The sequence below is a fragment of the Devosia sp. genome, from assembly GCF_017307565.1.
GTDB lineage: Bacteria > Pseudomonadota > Alphaproteobacteria > Rhizobiales > Devosiaceae > Devosia.
This window is the reverse complement of the sequence record NZ_JAFKHD010000339.1, coordinates 1-18997: the sequence shown is the minus strand read 5'-3', so window position 1 is coordinate 18997 and position 18997 is coordinate 1. Positions and strand designations below refer to the sequence as shown.

Genomic DNA, 18997 nt, shown 5'->3' with positions numbered 1-18997 from the left:
AAAGCGCCGTCGGCAGGCGGTCATCGAAACGGCACGAGCCCGCGAGGCTGAAACCGGCCAGCCGCTTGTTGCCCTCGAACATGCGCTGACGGCGCTGAAGCTTCTGCCCGATTTCGTGCCGGCGGCACTGATCGCGGCGCGCGTTCACATCAACCAGGGCGAAAGCCGCAAGGCGATGAGCCTCCTGCGCCGCATCTGGCGGGCTACCGGCCACCCCGACATTGCTGCGCTCTATGCCCATGCCCAGCCCGGCGCTTCGGCAGTGGAACGGCTCAAGCGCATGCGGGAAATCATCGACATGCCGCCCGAGCATCGGGCCGCCGCCATGGCGCTCGCGCGAGCCGCCATCGATGCCTATGACTGGCCGCTGGCACGCGACGTGCTGTTGCCCTATGCCGGCCCGGACCTCACCGAAGGCGTTGCGAGCCTCATGGCCGAGATCGAGGCGGGTGAAAGCGGAGATCAGGGCAAGGCCCGCGAATGGCTGGCCCGGGGCCTCCGCGCCGCCCGCGACCCGGCCTGGACCGCCGATGGTCTCGTCAGCGACGAATGGGAGCCGATTTCGCCGGTGACCGGCAAGCTCGACGCCTTCGAATGGAAGGTGCCGGTGACGAGCAATTCGCGTCCCGTGCCGCTGCCGCCCGCCGTCAGTGACGCCGCAGAGGATTTCCCCAAGCCGGCGCAGGTCTTGCCTCTTGCGCCAGCGGAAAACCAACAGTAAAAGACCGCAATCTGTTCGGGCTCACGCCCGGCCGGAGCCGCTTTAGCTCAGTTGGTAGAGCACATCATTCGTAATGATGGGGTCAGGTGTTCGAGTCACCTAAGCGGCACCACCATCTTCCTGATATTTTTGGTATTTTGGTCTGCGGCCGTCAGCGTGCTGACGTGCGGCTCTTTGCGCCAGTCGGCCTCCCCCGTGGGAGAGGCCATGCTTTCAGATGTCAGATTGTCTCGGCCATTTCGGCGCGGGCGGTCTCATAGGCGTGGCGTGCCGTGGCGCGGATGCGCAGCTGGGTGCCCTGCTTGACCGTCTGGTTGAACAGCTGCTCGCGTTCGTGGCTGGTCGAAAGAAAGAACGGAAAGCGCTGGGCGACCCGCGTGCGGATCGTATCGACCGAGGCGCCGAAAAGGGCGACCGGGAAATTGAGACCCGGATAGGAGCGCACATCGCTCATGATCTGCGAGCCGAAGACACGCTTGTAAAAGGCGCCATGCTCGGGCCGGACCAAAGCCAGGCACAGGTCCGCATTGAAATGCACCGATGCCATGGCCGCGACCCGCAGCGTCAGGAACGGCAGGGCCGGATAGGCGAGGGACGCTTCATGGTCGGCCGTGAAGCGGCTGGGATCGATGAAGGTTTGTCCCGCATCCACCATGGGCGCCAGAATGTCGGGGCAGACCTTCATGCTGGGCGACCGGCGATGCTGGGCGGTCAGGTGGTGCAGGCGCAGCGAGCTGACCAGTTCCCCCTTGATATAGATGCCGAAGCTCATGGCATTGGGCGTTTCATCGAGATCGTCGATGCAGATTTCCTCCGCATTGTGATCCATGAAACCTTCGCGCCGATAGGCCCGATAGCGCAGTTTGTAGATGGGGTCGTCGATGACCCCGGCGTCGACGCGCGCATAGCTCACATCGTCGAGCAGGTCGATCAGAGTTCCAGAAAAACGCGAAGGTTCACCCGCGCGGGCCGCCGCCGCGCTGTCCTTGTCAATGGCCATGCTTCGTCCGCCGCTTTGAATTGCCTCGGCGGTGACGTTAACAATTCATTAACGATGATAAAAGTTTACATTGGAGACATGGTTAATGTGTCGCAGATCGCCTTATTTCGTCACGGAAACCAGCCGTAGCGGCACTGGTGTGTGGCGGCTGTGCTGCTGTTCAACCAGGCGCGTGATCGCGTCAAAACTCATCGGCGTGCCATAGAGAAACCCTTGAATCAGGTCGACATGGGTTTGCTTGGTGACGAGGCTAAGCTGCACCTCCGTCTCGACGCCCTCGATAGTGGTGACGAGGTCGAGATCCTTGCCCAGCTGCACGACATTGGCCAGCAGCTTGAGGGCGTGCTCATCGGTTTCAATGTCGGCGAGGAAAGAACGGTCGATCTTGAGCTTGGTGAAGGGCAGGGCGCTGAGATAGCTCAGCGATGAATAGCCGGTGCCGAAGTCGTCGAGAGCGATCCCTACGCCGCGATTGCGCAGCTTTTGTAGCGCGGAGGCCGCCGCATCGCGCTCCTCGATAACGGTGGTTTCCGTCACCTCGATTTCGAGCTGGCCGGCGGGCAGCTGGCTTTCCTCGAGCGCCGCATTGACCAGAGCCTCGACGTCGCTGGAGCGGAAGTCGCGTGCTGAAATGTTTACCGCGACGCGCATATCGCCAGGCCAGGTGCGGCAATCGCGGGTGGCCCGGGCCAGAACAAACCGGGTCAGGTCGGTGATCATGCCGGTTTCTTCGGCGATCGGAATGAAGGTTGCCGGGGAGATCGCGCCGTAGGATTCGTGATTCCAGCGAGCCAGTGCCTCGCACCCAACGATACGGTTTTCGCGCGGATCCACAACGGGCTGATAGGCCAGATGCAGCTTGCCTTCGACGATGGCCGTCTTGAGGTCGACCTTGAGCTGCTGGCGCAGCTGATATTCGGTGTCCATGCGGGCATGGAACTGCACGATGCGGTTCTTGCCATCGCCCTTGGCCGCATTGAGGGCGAGATCGGCCTTGATCATCAGCTGTTCGAAATCGTCGCCACGCTCCGATGAAGACACCGCGCCGACGCTGGCATTGATGTTCAGCTGACGGTTCGGCAGCTGATAGGTCTGACGCATGGTGCTCAACAGCCGTTGAGCGTCGGCCTCGATGCCCGCGGATCCGTCGGTTGAAACGTAGAAGGCGATGAATTCGTCGCCGCCAAGGCGTCCAAGGATAGCATTGGGCGGCAGCGCGTCGGGGAAGCGCCGACCGAGCTCGAACAACAATTGATCACCGGCGAGGTGACCCAGAGTGTCGTTGATATGCTTGAAGTCGTCGATATCGAGGATCATCAAGGCCACGTGGCCGGGCTCGAAGGTGTCCAGGCGCTCTTCGAGCGCCTCTTCTACCAGTTCGGCGAAATAGGCTCGGTTGGGCAGGCCGGTCAGCGCGTCATAGCGGGCCATGTAGCTGATGCGCTCTTCGGCCGCGATGCGGTCGGAAATGTTTTCAAACAGCAGCACGGACTTGGAATCGCGCGAGGAAACCGAGGCTTCGAAGTATTGCATCGAGCGATTGCAGATCAGCACCTTGCCGCTCGAACGGGTTTCGATCAGCAGCTGCATGCGCCGCGCGGCGGCCTGGGGCACCGCGCCGGTTTCGAGGGCGTGTTCGAAGAGTTCGTAGAGCGGCCGTCCCACCCATTCGGTGGGATTGTCGATACCGAAGGCGATGAGCGCGGTGTCGTTGGTGACCTCAATGATGCGGTTCTGGTCGAGCATCAGCAGGCCAGGGGCCAGCGTGTCGAGCGCCGCATCGAGCTGGGCGGCCAGCGCCGAGGCTTTGGTGCGGCCGTGCACGGCGCGCAACAGGATATCGCGGGCATTGCCGGCGATCTTGCGCAGCGACAGGAAGAAGGGCAGCAGCAGAAGAGTCAGCAGTGCATAATAGATATTGCCCACCAGCAGCAGGCCAAGGCAAAGCGGCACCGCGATCAGGAGGACCTGGATGGTCATCAGCTTGTCGATGGCGAAATTGCGCTGGGAGACGCCGACGAGCACCGAGACGGAAACGCTGGCGGCCGTCAGTTCGGCAAAGGCATCATCGACGGCCCAGAAGCTGAGGAGGCACCAGACACCGTAGAGCAGCGCAATGGCCGAAGCGCCGAGCGTGGCGCGGCCTTCCCAATAGAGCGCAGTTTCGACATCCTCGTCGCCGAGATCGACCTTGGCAAAGGCCTTCATGTCATAGTTGCGCGCCGCGCCAACGATGACGAAGAGCACCGCGATGTAGCCCAGATAGACGGATTTGGCCTCAAGCGCGGCCACGGCAGCGGCCAGGGCCGAACCGTAGGCGCCGAGCAGCATCGAGAGCCGGTCCGCGTAAAGCGACCGGATCATCGACACATAGTCGACCGGTGGCAGCAATTTATGGGCGGCTTGAAACATGCCGTTCCGCCTGTACAGAAATAAAAGTCGTGGTCTGTCGCACCGACTCCAGTCGGTGGCGGGGCAGGTATGGGAACCACAATCCTTGTGGCTGCGGGCCTTCCGTTATTGACACGGCGTCCTCTGGTTGACGCTCGATTGAACGCAAAGGCGGTTAAGAGGGTCTTGAAGAGTGCGTGCAAGATGAACTTCGGGGCCGCTTTCCCGTTGGCAAGGTGAACCGGCGCTTAACTTGGGCCGGCAAAAGCGAGGAATTTGGAATGGCTGAGAAACTCAAACCCGCAGATATTGCCTCGGCGCGCCCGAAACTGAGCGGCTGGACCATCGAAGAAAGCGAGGGAAAGCTGAAGCGTTCCTTCAAGTTCAAGGATTTTTCCGAGGCCTTTGGCTTCATGACGCGGGTGGCGCTTCTGGCTGAAAAGGCCGGCCATCATCCCGACTGGTCCAATAGCTACAACAAGGTCGAGATTGTGCTCTCGACCCATGATGCGGGCGGCCTGACGCAAAAGGATGTCGATCTTGCTGAGAAAATCAGCGCCCTCTGATCGTAGGGCCTAGTGAAAATTCCGACCCTTGGGCATGGCGCCATAGGCGCGCCGCCGTGCCATTTCCACTTCGCGGATGGCATTGCGGTCGCGGCTCTGGCTGCCCGGCGGGCCGGATTTGCCTTCATCGGCCCGGGCCACGACCTTGTCGCCAAAATCCTTGCCATGGGAAAGGTCGAGCAGTTGCGGGGTCAGGTCGGTCATGTCCTCGGCAATGATGTGGATCACCATGCCTTCCTTCTGCACCTGACCTCGGACTGCGAGCATGCGGCTCGAAAGCAGGGTTTTGCGCATGGCGTCATTCTCGAAGAGTTTTGGCCAGACAACGATATTGGCGACGCCGGTCTCGTCTTCGAGCGTCACGAAGATGACGCCGCTTGCCGTTCCCGGCCGCTGCCGCACTAGCACGAGCCCCGCGACTTCAATGCGATGACCCGGCGTCACCGTTTCAAGATTTTGCGCTCTTGTGGTGCCACGCTCCATCAGCATGGGGCGCAGGAACTGTACAGGATGGCCTTTTAGGGACAGCGACAAGGTCGCATAGTCATGAATAACTTCTTCGCCAGGTGCCATGAGGGGTAGGCCGGCGGGTTCTTCGACCGGCGTTTCCTTGGGCGGCTCGATGGCAAAGAGGGGCAGAGTTTCGGCGCCATGCGTGCCGATAAGCCCTTTTACAGCCCAGAGCGCTTCGCGACGGTTGAGCCCGAAATCGGAAAACGCATCGGCGCGAGCGAGCTTTTCGAGGCTGGCAATGGGTACGCCCGTTCGCAGCCAGAGATCGCGAATGGAGGAATAGCGGCCTGCGGAACGAACCTCGACGATGCGTTCAATGTCTTTTTTTGCAAGGCCTTCGACCTGCCGCAGCCCCAGGCGCAGGGCTTTGGTGGTCCAGATATCCTTCGTCATGACCTGATGGCGTGGCCAGACGTGCTTTCGGGCATCCCAACCGTCTGCCTCAAGGCTGGAATCGTGGTTGGAAATATTGATGTCGGGCGGCCTGATCTCGACGCCATGCTCGGTTGCGTCGCGTACCAACTGGCTCGGCGCATAAAAGCCCATGGGCTGGGAATTAAGGAGGGCACAGGCAAACACATCGGGATAATGGCACTTCAGCCAGCACGATGCGTAGACGAGCAGGGCAAAGCTCGCGGCGTGGCTTTCAGGAAAGCCATATTCGGCAAAGCCTTCAATCTGCGAAAAGCAGCGCTCGGCGAATTCCTGGCTATATTGCTTGCGGGGATTGTTCATCATCCCGGTGATGAAGCGATCTTTAAAGATTTCGATCTTGCCGGTGCGGCGCCAGGCGGCCATGGCCCGACGCAATTGGTCGGCTTCGCCCGCAGTAAAGCCGGCGCCCTTGATCGCCATTTGCATAGCCTGCTCCTGAAAGAGCGGAATGCCGAGGGTTTTCTTGAGTACCTGATCGAGTGGATCGTCGGGATCAGCCGTCCAGGGCTCAATGCCCTCGCGTCGCTTGAGATAGGGATGCACCATGCCGCCCTGGATGGGGCCGGGCCGCACGATCGCGACTTCGATCACAAGGTCATAAAAGATACTGGGTTTGAGGCGCGGCAGCATGGACATCTGCGCCCGGCTTTCAATCTGAAAGACCCCGATCGTGTCGGCGCGATGGGTCATTTCGTAGACAGGTTTGGCGATTTCCGTGCCATTTTCCTCGTCGCTAAAACCTTCGTTCTGCAACTCGTTCAGCGTCACCTCATGCTCGTAATGATCCTTCATGAGATCAAAAGCGCGCCTGAGGCAGGTCAGCATACCGAGGGCCAGAATATCGACCTTCAGGATTTTGAGGGCATCGATGTCGTCCTTGTTCCATTCGATGATGGTGCGGCTATCCATGGCCGACTTGCTGATCGGCACGAGACTTTCCAGGCTGTCGCGGGTGATAACGAAGCCGCCGACATGCTGGGAAAGATGCCGCGGAAAACCCCGTAGCACTTTTACGACTTCGAACATCTGCGCCAGCACCGGGTCATCCGGGTTAAGCCCGATATTGGCGACGCTTTTGAGATCGAGCGAGGAGCCCCAGCCCCAATGGAGCTGGTTGAAGGCGGCTACGGTGTCGTCGGAAACCCCAAAAACCTTTGCCGTTTCGCGAATGGCGCTTTTGGAGCGGTAGGAGATGACATTGGCCGTCAGCCCCGTGCGTCGCCCGCCATATTTTTGGTAGACATATTGCATCACCTCCTCGCGCCGCTCGTGCTCGAAATCGACGTCGATATCGGGCGGTTCGTCGCGCTCGGTGGAGATGAAGCGTCCAAAGACCAGCGTGGCTTTTCGCGGGTCGACCTCGGTGATTTCGAGGCAATAGCAGACCGTCGAATTGGCGGCCGATCCGCGCCCCTGGCACAGAATGCCTCGTTCCTCGCGGGCAAAGCGCACGATGTCCTGCACCGTCAGAAAATAGGCGGCATAGCCCTTTTCACCGATGAGCTTTAGTTCAGTGCGGATCTGCTCCTCGGAGCCGGGCGGCAAGCCCTCTGGAAAGCGCTTCTTTGCGCCGGCCCATGTCAGCCGCTCCAGCGTTTCCTGTGCGGTCTCGCCATTGCCGATGGTTTCTTCGGGATAGTTGTAGTGCAGTTGGTCGAGGGTGAAATCGATCCGCGCAATGAATTTCTGAGTTTGCGCGATGGCATCCGAGTGCTCGGCAAAAAGGCTCGCCATCTCGCGCGGGCTCTTGAGATGCCGCTCGGCATTGGCGGTGAGGCGAAAGCCGGCTTCGTCGAGGGTGACGTGTTCGCGAATGCAGGTGACGACATCGAGCAGCATGCTGCGGTCGGGCTCGTGATATTGCGCGTCGTTGCTGGCGATCATCAGCGCCTTGTGCCGCTTGGCTGTCGCTTCCACCCGGTTGAGCCGGGCACGATCCTGCCCATCAAAGCGCGGCGTGCCCGCAATCCAGACGCGCCCCGGCGCCTGTCGGCTGAGGCGATCCAGCGTCTTTTCAGTAAGCCCCCAATCGCTTTCGTTTGGGAGCAGGATGAACAGTTGGCCCTGTGAGAAGTCTTCGCCCGGCCCTTGTTCGGTTTCGGAAGCGGGACTAGCCGACCCAAAAAGATCATCGAAAAAGAGGGTTGGATTGCCCTTTTCGCCGCGGTGGTTGCCGATCGTAAGCAGCTTGCAGAGCCGCCCATAGGAAACGCGATCGCTGGGATAGGCGACGATATCAGGCGTGCCATCGGCAAAAGCCAGTCGGACGCCGACGAGATAACGAAAATCGGGGCTGATCTCCTTGTTGTCCCGCGCCGTCACATAGCCGCGCACGACGCCGGCAAAAGTGTTGCGATCGCAAATGCCGAGCGCCGTCATGCCCAGATGCATGGCAGCAGCCACCATTTCTTCCGGATGCGAGCCCGAACGTAGGAAGGAAAAATTGCTGGTGGTGACGAGCTCGCTGTAAAACGGCGGCTCGATTGTGATGACCTTTTCGGGGGGGCCCCCCAAAGTGCTCATGGGAAAAACCCATGCAGGTACCAGACCGGCCGGCCCGAACCATAAAGCCCCTGCCGAAACACCCAGAACCGGCTGCCATGCTGGTCTTCGACCACATAATAATCGCGCATGCCGGCGTCGGGGTTGAACTCGGGCAGGTCGGGTATGTAGGGCGGTGGAACCAGCTTTTCGCCCGGTTTTGGTATTTTGGGCTTTGGCTGCTCGACCAGTTTTAGTCTCTCTCTCTTGCGCCACCACTCTGCACTCAGGCGCTCCGGGCCCTGGCCGCGGACGAGACGATAGCTTTCGCCGCGCCAGACCATGGAGGCCGGCAGGCCATGCGGCACCTCGGCCATGATCGCTACGGCTTCCGGCATCGGCAGCAGCTTGACCGGGCGCTGCAGCATTGGGGTTTCGATCGGTGGGGCGACATCGCCTTGCACAGGCACCAGCCGGGCAGCCCGTTCAGGCAAACGGCTTGCTCGCATTTCAGTGCGCAGAACGGCGAGGGGGCCGAGCCGACTGCTCAGCCGGTCATTGAGGCGGTCGATATCTTCAAGGCCATCGTTGATGGAAAAGGCGCCGGTCTGCACGGCGTCAAGCCGATCAACGCTGTCGGCAGCCAGCCTGACCATGTCGATGCCAAAGACGGGATCATACTCCGCCTCGAGCCGCTGGGCCCGGTGCCGAAAAAGGTCGGCGATATGATCGGGATCGCGCGTCACCCGCCCTGCATTGAGCGAGAGGGTCATCACCTTATGGTCGACCCGATAGAGAAAAAGATGAAAGGTCTGGCCGCCAAGCCCTTCTTTTTCGAGGGTTTCCGCCAGTTTTGTTGCCAGATCGTGCGTCGTTCGCAGCACGTCGTCCATCAGACTGATGGGATCGGCAAAACGCTGCTCGGCAAGATGCTCGACGAGTGGCAGGCGCGGCGTCATCCGCTCCTCGATCTCGCCAAAAGCCTGGTCGAGGCGAAGGAGCAATTGGCCAAATCGGGCGCTCAACGATTTTCGCGGATATTGCCGGACCTGCCCAATGGTTTTGAGTCCCATCTGCGCCAGGGTAAGAACCTGGGCTTCGGCAAGCCGCAAGGCTGCTACCGGCAGGACATCGAGCAAGGCTATGAGATCATTGTCCTCGACCACCTGGCTTTGGGCAAAATGGCTGACCGCCCAGGCAGAGCCAATAGTTGGGGCAATGGCGCCTGAAACGCGATAATCGAGTTTTCTGAGACGGATGATGAGCTCCCTCAGCATCTTTCTTTCGCCACCGAAGAGATGGGCTACCCCGGTAATATCGAGCACGAGATCGCCAAAACCGCTGACATCGGTCATTACCGAGACGAGCGGACTGGCATTGGAGTGCCAATCGGCAAAATCCCTGAAGGCGGCTTCCAGTCTCGGCCGATCGATTTCGCGCACGGTGAGCTCGGGCCAGATGGCGCGGGCATCGGCAAGGTTCTGGCCAAGGCGCAATCCATTCTGCAGGCCGGCGGGATCAAGCGCGGCAAGGCGCAAGCCGCCTTTGATGCGCTCGTAAAGCGCCAGGGGCTTTTCCCTCAGCGCCGGCTCAGCCCGCTTGAGATAGTCGGTGGCCCAATAGGGCAGGTGGAGCGCCAGAAAACGGCGTTTCAACTTGGGATCGACCAAGACCAGTTGGTTTGGAGAAGAGTGCAAAACCATTTTTCCGCGCTTCCAACATCCAGTCCACTTGATTGCCGGCAATCCGGCCGCGTTCGAGTTTGAGGTGCCAGCGGGCATTTCCCGGGGCGCGGTCGTCAAAGGCGTGGCGACTGCTGCGGTGCGGCATGATCCGCCAGCGCAGGTGTCCGGCGCTGCTTTCCCGCCGCGTGCTCGAGCGCAGCATGAAGAGCGAGACCCGATTGGCGCTGGCCCTGAGGCTCAGTCTTCGGCTGGCGGTAAAGGAGAGGAGCTTGGGATTGCCTTTTACCTCGGCAATGATGGCCGCAACCGCCCGGCAGGCGGTGGCCTCTTCGGTGGCCCATAAAAACTCGGTCATGTCGGTGACCCGCACGATCACCAGTTTTGCCGGGTCGATCCCGAACCAGTGCAGGCCAGGCCCATAGGGGAGGCCGAAAAACTGCCCCTCGCTGGCAAGTTGCACATAGTAGATCGTCGAGCGTCGGGCCGTGAGCAGGCTTCGTGCCTGGGTCAGGGCAAAGGCGAGGCTTGCTCCGCTATCCCGTGCGCCATCGGTATAGATCTCCTGCACCAATCCGGGCGGCAGGGTCGGAAACGTGCCGGGTTCACCGCGCGGGCGATTGGCAGCCTCTGCCAGTGCCGGCTTGCGCTCGATATCGGCAATGGTGTCCCGCAGCGCGGCGAGGCGCTGTTGTCGGTCCGGGGCCTGCATGATGAAACCGTCTGCTAGAACAAAACAGGAACATTTTGACTCCGAATCCGGCTGGAGTCGAGTCCCATTTCGTGTCCTCCTGGAAGAGGGTGTGGCCGACCTGCATCATCAACGGTCAAGACCGCATGAGCAGTAATTGCGCCCATTGAGCAAAAACAGCTTCTGCCCCAGTCTTTAGCGGCGGCCCTCCCGGCTCACTCACTAAACCCGTTCCTTCACCCCGTGCACGAGGCTGAAAGCCATGTTCGAGGCCCTGACCCGTCTGTTTCAGAAAACCGAGACGGCGACCAATAGCAATGACCCAAAACTATCGGTGGCGGCGCTCCTGGTGCACCTTGCCGCGGTCGATGGCACGATGAAGGACGAAGAGCGCAAGGCCATTCGTGGCGCGCTGATGGATCATTACGACCTCGATGAATCGAGCGTCGATCGCCTGATCAAGCAGGCGGCCGAGCGTGATGCCGAGGCGGTGGATTTTTATCATTTTACCACCGGCATTACCCAGTTGCCGATGGAAGACCGCGTCGAAATCATCCGCATGATGTGGACCGTGGTTTTTGCCGACAAGCAGAACCACGAGCTTGAGGACAATATGGTCTGGCGGATTGCGGAGCTGATCGGCGTTTCGAGCCGTGATCGCACCGTGCTGCGCAACCAGATTCGCGGCAAGGCCGACGAAGCCTAGGTCATTTCTCTGAAATGATGCGGCCTAGTAGGCGGTAAACTTTCCGATCACTTCAGGTTCGTCCTTGGCACAGTTGAATTTGCCCGATTTGTCGGCGGCAGCGCGGGCCAGTTCGTTTGCGTCCTTGTTGGCCAGCGCATCCACATAGGCGATGTGGCAGGAATTGCCCTCGGCAATCTGGGTCACCACCAGCACCTGGCTCTTGTTCTCGCCGGTTTCGACATTGGCGGTGTGATAGCGCACGATGGTGGCGATCGGGAAAAAGTAGCCCTTGGCGTTGGACAGCCGCCATTCGAGCTTTGCGCCGAGATTGTTGAAGGGCGGCAGGGTCTGGAAGCCAGCCGAATTCTTCTCCGGCTCAAAACCGTAGCTGATGGAAAATCTCAGGTCGCCTTCCTGCACTTTTACCGGAAAACCCTTGTAGCCTGGGCAGGCCCAGCTGGCGCCGAAATCGTCGGCTTCGAGCACCAGGCACTGGTCGATATCGAGGTCGGTATAGGCGCTGGTAAAGCCTGATTGGGCGAAAGCCGGCGTTGCGCAAGTCAGGGTCAGAGCCAGAAAAAGACGCTGCAACATGGGCCGGCCTCCTCGCCGCGATGTGACCGAGACCATTTGTTGGACTCAATGATCGAGATCAATTGCCGGACACAATGATCGGGTTATTGTGCCGATAACAAGGAGAAGAGCATGTTCAAAACCCTGCTTATTGCCACCGATGGTTCCGAACTCGGCGACAAGGCCGTTGCGGCCGGCGCCGAACTCGCCAAGGTCCACGGCTCGAAAGTCCTGGTGTTGACCTCGACCGATCCGGTGGCTACCGGCATTGGGGCCGGCGGCTTTGGCAGCATCGATGCCGGGCCGATCATCGCCCAGCTCGAAGACGATTATGCTGCGGGCGCCAAAAAACTGCTCGATGCGGCCAAGGAAAAACTGGCTGCGGCCGGCATCAATGCCGAAACCGTGCATGTGCCGCGCCACCGTCCGGCCGATGCCATTCTCGAAGCCGTTACCGCTCGCGGCATCGACACGATCGTCATGGGCTCCCATGGCCGCCGTGGCCTTGGCCGGCTCTTGCTCGGCAGCCAGGCCTCCGAGGTTCTGGCGCGCTCGAGCGTACCGGTGCTGATCGTCAAATAGGCTTTTGCCATCTGTCCGAGGCCGTTCGTCCTGCGGCGAATGGCTTCGGTTCCTGCCTATTTACGGCTTGCCTTTGTCCGCCGTTCTGCGGCAGAACCCCTCTCGTTCAGCCCTCCCTGACGCAACGGACACGCCCAAATGAACATCGACGCCATCCCGACCGGCAAGAACCCGCCCGACGACCTCAATGTCATCATCGAAGTCCCGCTTGGCGGCGAGCCGATCAAGTATGAAATCGACAAGGATAGCGGCGCGCTTTTTGTCGATCGCTTCCTCTATACGCCGATGCGCTACCCCGGCAATTACGGCTTCGTGCCGCATACGCTGTGCGGCGATGGCGATCCGCTCGACGTGATCGTGATGAATTCGCGTCCGCTGGTGCCCGGTGCCGTGGTGCGCTCGCGCCCAGTCGGCGTGCTCTTCATGGAAGACGATGGCGGCCAGGACGAAAAGATCATCGCCGTGCCGGTCTCCAAGCTGACCCGCATGTACGACAATATCAAAGACATCGAGGATTTCCCGGAAATCCAGCTCGAGCGCGTAAAACACTTCTTCACGCACTATAAGGATCTCGAGCCCGGCAAGTGGGCCAAGATCGACCGGATCGGCAACCTTGCTGATGCGACCAAGGTGATCCTCGAATCGATCGAGCGCCACAAGGCCGCGAAGTAATTTTTGGAAATTGGGCGGGGTTCTACTCCGCCCTTTTCTTTTGGCCTTGCCGATCCGCGACAGCACGGCTTTCATGGCCGCATGACGCTTCCCGCCTTCGACACGCGCCTCTTCCAGATTGCCACCAAACCGCTCGACCCGGCAGACTGGCTCGATCCCGATGCCGATATGGCGGCGCAGCTGGCCGAAAAGGCGCGCCTCCACCAAACCCATCTTTCCCAGATTTTCGCCGAGCTGCCGGAAAGTCGACTGGCCCAGGCCGAGTTGCTGTCCCTTTTGGCAGACTATCTGCCGGAGCGCTTTCCGCATCTGTGGCAGAGGATGGACGCTGGTCTGCTTGTCGTACCCAATGGCGAAGTGGTCGAATTCGACGGCATTCCGCTGCTGCAGGCGGCAAAGCTGGTGCAGGACGATCTGCTTGTTCTTTTGCGCAGCGAGCCTGGTTGGCGTCTCGTGGCGGCCAGTCTGAGCTTTCCGTCCTCCTGGGTGCTGTCCGAAAAAATCGGCAAGGTGCTCGACGCCATTCACGAGCCGGTACCCGGCTTTGGTCCCGCGACCCGTCCGGCCCAGCTTATGGCCCGCATGTTCGATGCCCTGCGGCCGGAAACCCCGCTTCTTCGCTGGAACTGGTCGCTCTATGGCGACAAGCGCCTCTTTCATCCCGATGTCTTGGGGCCCGACATGCCGCGCTTCGGTTCTGGTGAGAAAGCCGATCCGGTCCATTTGCGGCTCGAGCGGCAAACCCTGCGCAAACTGCCCGAAACTGGCGCCATTGCCTTCACCATCCGCATTTCGCTGCTGGATCTGGAAAGCCTCGCGCGCCTGCCGGGCGCTCCGGTTCTGGCCATGCAATTACGCGACCAGTTGCTGGCGCTGAGCGAAGCACAACTCGACTACAAGGGCCTGACCCGAGAGCGCGACCGGGTGCTGGCGCGGCTGGCCGACATAAGCTGAAGCGCTTGCCCAAATCAGTTGGTCGGGCCTAAATGGCGCAAATCCTGAGTAGGCTCAGTAATGATCGAAAAAAGCGTCGCCGACCAGTTGAACTGGGCTGCCCGTCTGCTCGTGCGTGAAGCCGAGACCATGCTGGAGCCCATCGGGCTCAACCCCGCCTATGTGCCGGTGCTGCTAGCCCTGTCCGCCGGGGGCGCGCGCACGCCCAAAAGCCTTGCCGAGGCGGCGGCCGTCGAACAGCCCACCATGACCGCCACGATCCAGCGTATGGAGCGCGACGGGCTGGTCTCGCGAAAACGCAATCCCGATGATGGGCGCAGCGCGCTGATCGTGCTGACCCCGGCCGGCTATGACCGCATTGCCGACACCGATCGCGTCCTCGATGCCCTCAACGAATTGCTGCTCGAGCAATTCACGACTGCCGAGCGCGAACAATTTTTGGACCTGCTTGGCCGCGTTGTCTCTGTCCTCGAAGTGCAGACGGGCAGGGCGGGGTAGGGGACCCATTGCCGCCGAGCCGGCTTCCCATCCGCGGTGGCGGTCGGAGACGATCCTTGATAAGGACGGGCATGATCGAAATTCGCATGTCTACCAGCCAGGATATGCCCCGCGTCCTCGATATCTGGCGCCGGGCCGTTGATGCCACCCACGACTTCCTTGCTCCTGCTGACCGGGCGGCCATCGAGGCGGAAGTCTCCACCTTCCTGCCGCAAGTCAGTCTGCTGCTTGCGGTCGACGCGTCAGGCGTCCCGCAAGGCTTCATGTTTCTGCATGAGGGGCATCTGGAAGCCCTGTTTATTGATCCCGACCATCATGGCCAGGGCATTGGCAAGGCGCTGATCGAGAGAGCACTTGTGGAGCACCCGAACCTTACGACGGATGTGAACGAGCAAAACCCGAGGGCGCTCGGATTTTACGAGCGCGTTGGCTTCGAGCGTACCGGTCGCTCGGCCCTTGACGGGCAGGGGCGGGCCTATCCGCTTATCCACCTGCGGTATCGATCCTGATCCCCAATCGCCAATCTGGCGCCGCTCAGCGCTCCCAGCCCGGCTCGAATGGAAAGCGCCGGGCCCAAAGGCGGGACAGCCGCGGGTCGCTATCGGTGCGGCGGATGGCGCCGGCAAGCGAAGGCGCGACCTCATAAAAACGCCGCCGGTCCGGCGACCAGCGCGATGCCGTGGCAACGTAGAGATCGAGCACGCCGATCTCCTCGCCCAGCAGGAAGTTTTGGGGAGCCAATTGTTCCCCCATAAGGGCCCAGCAGCTTTCGATGCGCCGATAGATTTTCGCTTTTATCTCGTCATGCCCGCCCGCGTCTTCGAGCACGCGCGATGGATTGTCGGTAACCCAATAGAGCGCATAGATGGCCGAAGAAACGAAGGTCATCCAGCGCAGGAAATCGGGCCGCCTGGCATCGCCGATGGCCGGCGCCAGACGCCCCTCCGGATAACGGTCGGCCAGCCAGATCAGGATGGCCGCACTTTCGGTCATCACCTCGCCCGACGGCAATCTTACCGCCGGCACCTGGGCCATGGGGTTGATGGCCGCAAGCCTTTCGGTCTCGGCACTGCCTTTCCATGGTTCATGCTCTTCAAGCCTATAGGGCAGGCCCAGAAGCTCGAGGGCCGCCTCGATGGGAACCGACCCCGATCCACTCGCTCCATAGACGATAAACGGCTGGCTTTCGGACATTTTGACGTTTTCCATCAGGCGGTTACGCCCCATTGCCGCTACTCATAGGGTTGATCGAGGCATTATCAACCGGACGTTGACTGGCAAAAACATGTCGCGGGTTTCGGGAGCTTTGCGACGCTAGCCAGTCTCTCCAAGATATAGCGCAATCAGGCGAACCAGTTCTCTCTGCATTGCCAGATCGTCAATGGCACCGCGCCGGGCCGCATTATGGATCACCCCGTCAATCGCGTCAGAAATCATGCGGCCGGCAACATGGTAGGCCGCGTTGGGAGAGCGCTTTCGGTATGTGGCGACGGCCTCGGCGTAGTAGGAGAGATATTCAATCTCGAATTCGCTGTTGGGGTCTCGATATTCTTCCGAGCTGGGGGCTTCGTCTAACAAGACACGATGCAGGCCCGGATAAACGCTATGGGCCGCAACCATGGCCTGCACCAGTTGAGCCGCGAACTCTGCCGGCGGCAGCCCATCCGCGCGAACTTTCCGCATCACTGTGATGCTGTCATCCAGATGACGATGGCGGATCGCATCGACCAGAGAGAGTTTGTCGGGGAAGTATTGGTAGAGCGAACCTATGCTGACGCCGGCCAGCTCAGCAATCCTGTTCGTCGTGAATCCTGACCACCCTTCATCGCTTAGAACGCGAGCACCGGCCTGAACGATCGTTTCGACGGTGGCGCGGGATCTGGCCTGTTGCGGCTCCTTGCGCATCGCGGAGCGCTGTTTGGCAATGCGAGTAGACAAGAAACCCGCCCTCCATAGAAAATGTGAAGAGTTGCTCACATTTTTAACCCTCGAAAGGATCGGCGGCAATGAGTAGCTTGCTTCAAACGCTCTACGGCTATCACGCTTGGGCCAATGTCGACTTGTTCAAGAAGCTCGAAGGCGTTGACCCTGAAAAACACGCAACAGAGCTGCAAACTGCTCTTCGGCTGATCAGCCACTACTATGTGGTATCACGGATATTCGCTGGCCATCTGCAAGGCATTCCTCACGGCTTCACGTCCGATAATCTGGAAAAAACGCCGGCGCTGGAAGAGCTGCGAACCGCCGTCATATCTTCAGACCAATGGTATCTCGACTACCTTCACACGGTCTCTCCTGATGCGCTCTCCGAGGCGGTGGCCTTCACGTTCACCGATGGCGACAAAGGCTATATGACCCGCGAGGAAATGCTAACCCATGTTGCCCTGCACGGCAGCTATCACCGGGGCGAGGTGGGCCGCATTCTCTGGCAACTCTCGATCACCCCGCCGTGGGACACCTTCGCCGTCTATCTTCACGAGACCGAACCGGGGCGGCGGCAGCAGGGCAGCAAGCAGTCCGTTCCGGCTGAAGGATAGCCCCACGTCCATATTGTCAGGGAAATCCCAATTCGCGTGGCAAGCGCGCGTGTTGATTTTTCAGCGGAGTTTCTGTCGCAAAGTCGGGCGCAAAAGTCCGACTTGCGCGACTGACGACCCCGACAATGCCATGTCGCCTTCAGCGCCTGCCTAGCTAAAATCCACCAGTCCCTTTCTACCCCATTGCTGCATTCAACGTCGGCGCCGAGGACGTGAAGCGAGCTGATTTTTCAGCTACTCGATCCACTTGGCTATGTATCTTCACCATCGGGATTTCACGGGTCGGTCTCGCCCGCTTGCTCCCTTTCGGCCGGTGGCGTCTAAACGCCAAAGCGCGTGCTTGGGGCTACGTCCATCAAACACTCAACCATGACGGCAACCATCCAGCGCATGGAGCGCGATGACCTCGTCACGCGAAAAGCTAATCCCGACGATGGCCGTAGTGCGCTGATCGTGCTGGCCGCGGTCGGTTGTGACCGCATCGCCGATATGGATCGCGCTCTCGACGCGCTCAATGAACTGTTGCTGGAACAATTCACGACGGCCAAGCGTGGCCAGTTCATGGAACTGCTGGGACGCGTGGTATCCGTGCTGGAAGTGCAGGCAGGGCGGGTGAACAAGGTGCCGGTTGGCACGGTGATTTTTGAACCCGATGCTGCCGACGGACAAGAGAGGCGGCCAGAAAATCACCGTCCGGACATTCAGACGGTTCTTCTAGCGCGTACCCACGATTGAAACTCTGCCTCTGGAAAGTCTCCGGGCAAGTAGCAATCGTCTTTCGGAGTGCGCCTTGTCCTGAATTCGTCCAGCAAAATGCGCCAGCGCACATAGAGGGGAGGCTTGCGACCATACGGCTCGGCGCCGAAAAGCCAACTCACCGTATTCGCTCCCCCGCCAACATGGGTTCTAATAATGCGTGTGCCGGGCAAAGCTCCGCGAAATAGCAGCGAGCCGATGGCGACCTGCTCGTTGTCCCAAAGACCAGCCGGCAGCCACTCCGTTTCTACGAGAAAGTCCATGCGGTCAGAGAGTTCTTCCGCAAAGCCGCGCGCGACGATGAAATCACCGGCACTCATCATGGCTAAGGTTCTTCCCACCATGCTTCGCGGAAACCTGCCGATGCGCATCCGTTGCGCGAGATGAAGCGTCGTCGTCAGCCCGAAGTTCACACCTTCCAGATCAGCCTTCGTCACCTTGATCTTTCCATCGCCAAGATCGGGGATGAAGCGTGACAGGCCTGCGTCCACCCAGACCAGGAAATCGGCGTCCGTTTCTTTCGAGGCCCGTTTCACAAGTTCGAGCTTTGACATGACGATCATCCCGTATTCAGGGATGTTGAACGCGATGTCCCGACGGTTCACATTTTGACTAGTGGCAACGATCTCCTCGATTTTGTCTTGGTGCCGAAACATCGTCAGCTCAGACCGTGGCACATGGACGATACGATCCCCTGGCTTGAGCACAACGCTGCTCGCATCGAAGGCGGGATCGAGGAACACAAGAAATGGCAAAGGCGTTTGCAGCGTCCGGTTCAGCCAATCGATGTAATGTTCCGGCGAACGACTGTCGTATCCAGCCCGTCCAACGTCGTAGAATCCAGTGACCGCAACGATCTTCATCTATGTTCCCATTCAGGTGGCTTGTCCGGACACATCGCAAGTGTTGGCTGTCTGTGCGTCGATGTCCTATGAAACAATGCAAGCGACTTTGCAATTTTGAACCGCCAACGGGCTCAAGGGCGGCGCGAAATAGGCAAGCTGCACAAGGGCGAAGCGTCTTAATATCCTGCCTAGCCTAGCGGCTTACCAGTCAAAAAACGAAATTGAACTCGCCTCAACGCCACGCCGGGCGCACTTCTCGTGTTCCATGCATTCCCGCCCTGCACTAGCAGCGCTTGTTAAGAGGAGCTTTTTTCTGTAAGAGCCGCACCGAAAAGCGCCAGTCTGCCAGCAATGCAGCCTGGCGTTTCCTGTTTAGACGCATGTTTTGGCCGTTCGCCTCCTTGCTGCCGCT

At 60.1% G+C, this 18997-nt stretch carries 19 protein-coding genes and 1 tRNA gene; 11 read left to right on the top strand and 9 right to left on the bottom strand.

What is annotated here, in order from left to right:
- Both J0I64_RS12975 and J0I64_RS12970 read left to right on the top strand, forming a co-directional pair.
- The coding region (locus tag J0I64_RS12975; RefSeq protein WP_366933743.1) for a tetratricopeptide repeat protein at positions 1–721 on the top strand (721 nt) is incomplete at its 5' end.
- Positions 722–757: 36 nt separating this feature from the next.
- Positions 758–833, top strand: a tRNA-Thr gene (locus tag J0I64_RS12970).
- Positions 834–941: 108 nt separating this feature from the next.
- On the opposite strand, the gene J0I64_RS12965 is transcribed toward J0I64_RS12970, so the two are convergent.
- Both J0I64_RS12965 and J0I64_RS12960 read right to left on the bottom strand, forming a co-directional pair.
- Positions 942–1721, bottom strand: coding sequence for an acetyltransferase (locus J0I64_RS12965; RefSeq protein WP_291408856.1), 780 nt, complete (start codon positions 1719–1721; stop codon positions 942–944).
- 102 nt (positions 1722–1823) lie between these two features.
- Entirely contained in the window at positions 1824–4133 is a 2310-nt protein-coding gene (locus tag J0I64_RS12960) for an EAL domain-containing protein (RefSeq protein ID WP_291408854.1), read from the bottom strand.
- 260 nt (positions 4134–4393) lie between these two features.
- Here J0I64_RS12960 and J0I64_RS12955 point away from each other — a divergent pair, with 260 nt between their 5' ends.
- Positions 4394–4678, top strand: coding sequence for a 4a-hydroxytetrahydrobiopterin dehydratase (locus J0I64_RS12955; protein WP_291408852.1), 285 nt, complete (start codon positions 4394–4396; stop codon positions 4676–4678).
- 9 nt (positions 4679–4687) lie between these two features.
- Here J0I64_RS12955 and J0I64_RS12950 read toward each other — a convergent pair whose 3' ends face one another.
- From J0I64_RS12950 to J0I64_RS12940, 3 genes are read right to left on the bottom strand one after another with little or no spacing between them, the layout of a single operon-like run.
- Positions 4688–8149: an error-prone DNA polymerase gene (locus tag J0I64_RS12950; protein ID WP_291408850.1), complete on the bottom strand. Its 3462-nt coding sequence runs from the start codon at positions 8147–8149 to the stop codon at positions 4688–4690.
- Complete coding sequence (locus J0I64_RS12945) at positions 8146–9762, bottom strand: DNA polymerase Y family protein (RefSeq protein WP_291408848.1); 1617 nt, start codon at positions 9760–9762, stop codon at positions 8146–8148. Before J0I64_RS12945 ends, J0I64_RS12950 begins: the two co-directional genes overlap by 4 nt.
- Positions 9698–10501, bottom strand: a complete 804-nt coding sequence (locus J0I64_RS12940; RefSeq protein WP_291408846.1) for a hypothetical protein — start codon at positions 10499–10501, stop codon at positions 9698–9700. The genes J0I64_RS12945 and J0I64_RS12940 overlap by 65 nt, the downstream gene beginning before the upstream one ends.
- Positions 10502–10742: 241 nt before the next feature.
- Here J0I64_RS12940 and J0I64_RS12935 point away from each other — a divergent pair, with 241 nt between their 5' ends.
- Complete coding sequence (locus tag J0I64_RS12935) at positions 10743–11186, top strand: TerB family tellurite resistance protein (RefSeq protein ID WP_291408844.1); 444 nt, start codon at positions 10743–10745, stop codon at positions 11184–11186.
- Between the two features lie 24 nt (positions 11187–11210).
- Here J0I64_RS12935 and J0I64_RS12930 read toward each other — a convergent pair whose 3' ends face one another.
- The gene (locus J0I64_RS12930) at positions 11211–11762 is read right to left on the bottom strand and encodes a hypothetical protein (RefSeq protein ID WP_291408842.1); all 552 of its coding nucleotides are present in this window, start codon (positions 11760–11762) and stop codon (positions 11211–11213) included.
- A 111-nt stretch (positions 11763–11873) separates the two neighbouring features.
- On the opposite strand from J0I64_RS12930, the gene J0I64_RS12925 reads away from it, so the two are divergent.
- The 5 genes from J0I64_RS12925 to J0I64_RS12905 all read left to right on the top strand — a co-directional run bounded on the left by J0I64_RS12925 (position 11874) and on the right by J0I64_RS12905 (position 14956).
- Positions 11874–12323, top strand: a complete 450-nt coding sequence (locus J0I64_RS12925; protein ID WP_291408840.1) for a universal stress protein — start codon at positions 11874–11876, stop codon at positions 12321–12323.
- 138 nt (positions 12324–12461) lie between these two features.
- The gene (ppa, locus tag J0I64_RS12920) at positions 12462–12995 is read left to right on the top strand and encodes an inorganic diphosphatase (RefSeq protein WP_291408837.1); all 534 of its coding nucleotides are present in this window, start codon (positions 12462–12464) and stop codon (positions 12993–12995) included.
- A gap of 81 nt (positions 12996–13076) precedes the next feature.
- Positions 13077–13949: a DUF3445 domain-containing protein gene (locus J0I64_RS12915; RefSeq protein ID WP_291408836.1), complete on the top strand. Its 873-nt coding sequence runs from the start codon at positions 13077–13079 to the stop codon at positions 13947–13949.
- Positions 13950–14009: 60 nt separating this feature from the next.
- Positions 14010–14447 (top strand): MarR family transcriptional regulator, encoded by a 438-nt coding sequence (locus tag J0I64_RS12910; RefSeq protein WP_291408834.1) that lies wholly within the window; start codon positions 14010–14012, stop codon positions 14445–14447.
- A gap of 71 nt (positions 14448–14518) precedes the next feature.
- Positions 14519–14956 carry an acetyltransferase gene (locus tag J0I64_RS12905; protein ID WP_291408832.1) on the top strand — a complete coding sequence of 146 codons (438 nt, stop codon included), beginning with the start codon at positions 14519–14521 and terminating at the stop codon, positions 14954–14956.
- 25 nt (positions 14957–14981) lie between these two features.
- Here J0I64_RS12905 and J0I64_RS12900 read toward each other — a convergent pair whose 3' ends face one another.
- Positions 14982–15641: a glutathione S-transferase family protein gene (locus J0I64_RS12900; protein ID WP_291408830.1), complete on the bottom strand. Its 660-nt coding sequence runs from the start codon at positions 15639–15641 to the stop codon at positions 14982–14984.
- A gap of 120 nt (positions 15642–15761) precedes the next feature.
- Positions 15762–16385 (bottom strand): TetR/AcrR family transcriptional regulator, encoded by a 624-nt coding sequence (locus tag J0I64_RS12895; protein ID WP_366933742.1) that lies wholly within the window; start codon positions 16383–16385, stop codon positions 15762–15764.
- A 68-nt stretch (positions 16386–16453) separates the two neighbouring features.
- Between J0I64_RS12895 and J0I64_RS12890 the strand changes: the two genes are divergently transcribed.
- Both J0I64_RS12890 and J0I64_RS12885 read left to right on the top strand, forming a co-directional pair.
- Positions 16454–16984, top strand: a complete 531-nt coding sequence (locus J0I64_RS12890) for a DinB family protein (RefSeq protein WP_291408828.1) — start codon at positions 16454–16456, stop codon at positions 16982–16984.
- A 336-nt stretch (positions 16985–17320) separates the two neighbouring features.
- The gene (locus J0I64_RS12885) at positions 17321–17719 is read left to right on the top strand and encodes a MarR family winged helix-turn-helix transcriptional regulator (protein WP_291408826.1); all 399 of its coding nucleotides are present in this window, start codon (positions 17321–17323) and stop codon (positions 17717–17719) included.
- Here J0I64_RS12885 and J0I64_RS12880 read toward each other — a convergent pair.
- Positions 17686–18603, bottom strand: coding sequence for a hypothetical protein (locus tag J0I64_RS12880; protein ID WP_291408824.1), 918 nt, complete (start codon positions 18601–18603; stop codon positions 17686–17688). The genes J0I64_RS12885 and J0I64_RS12880 overlap by 34 nt on opposite strands.
- Positions 18604–18997: the final 394 nt, after the last annotated feature.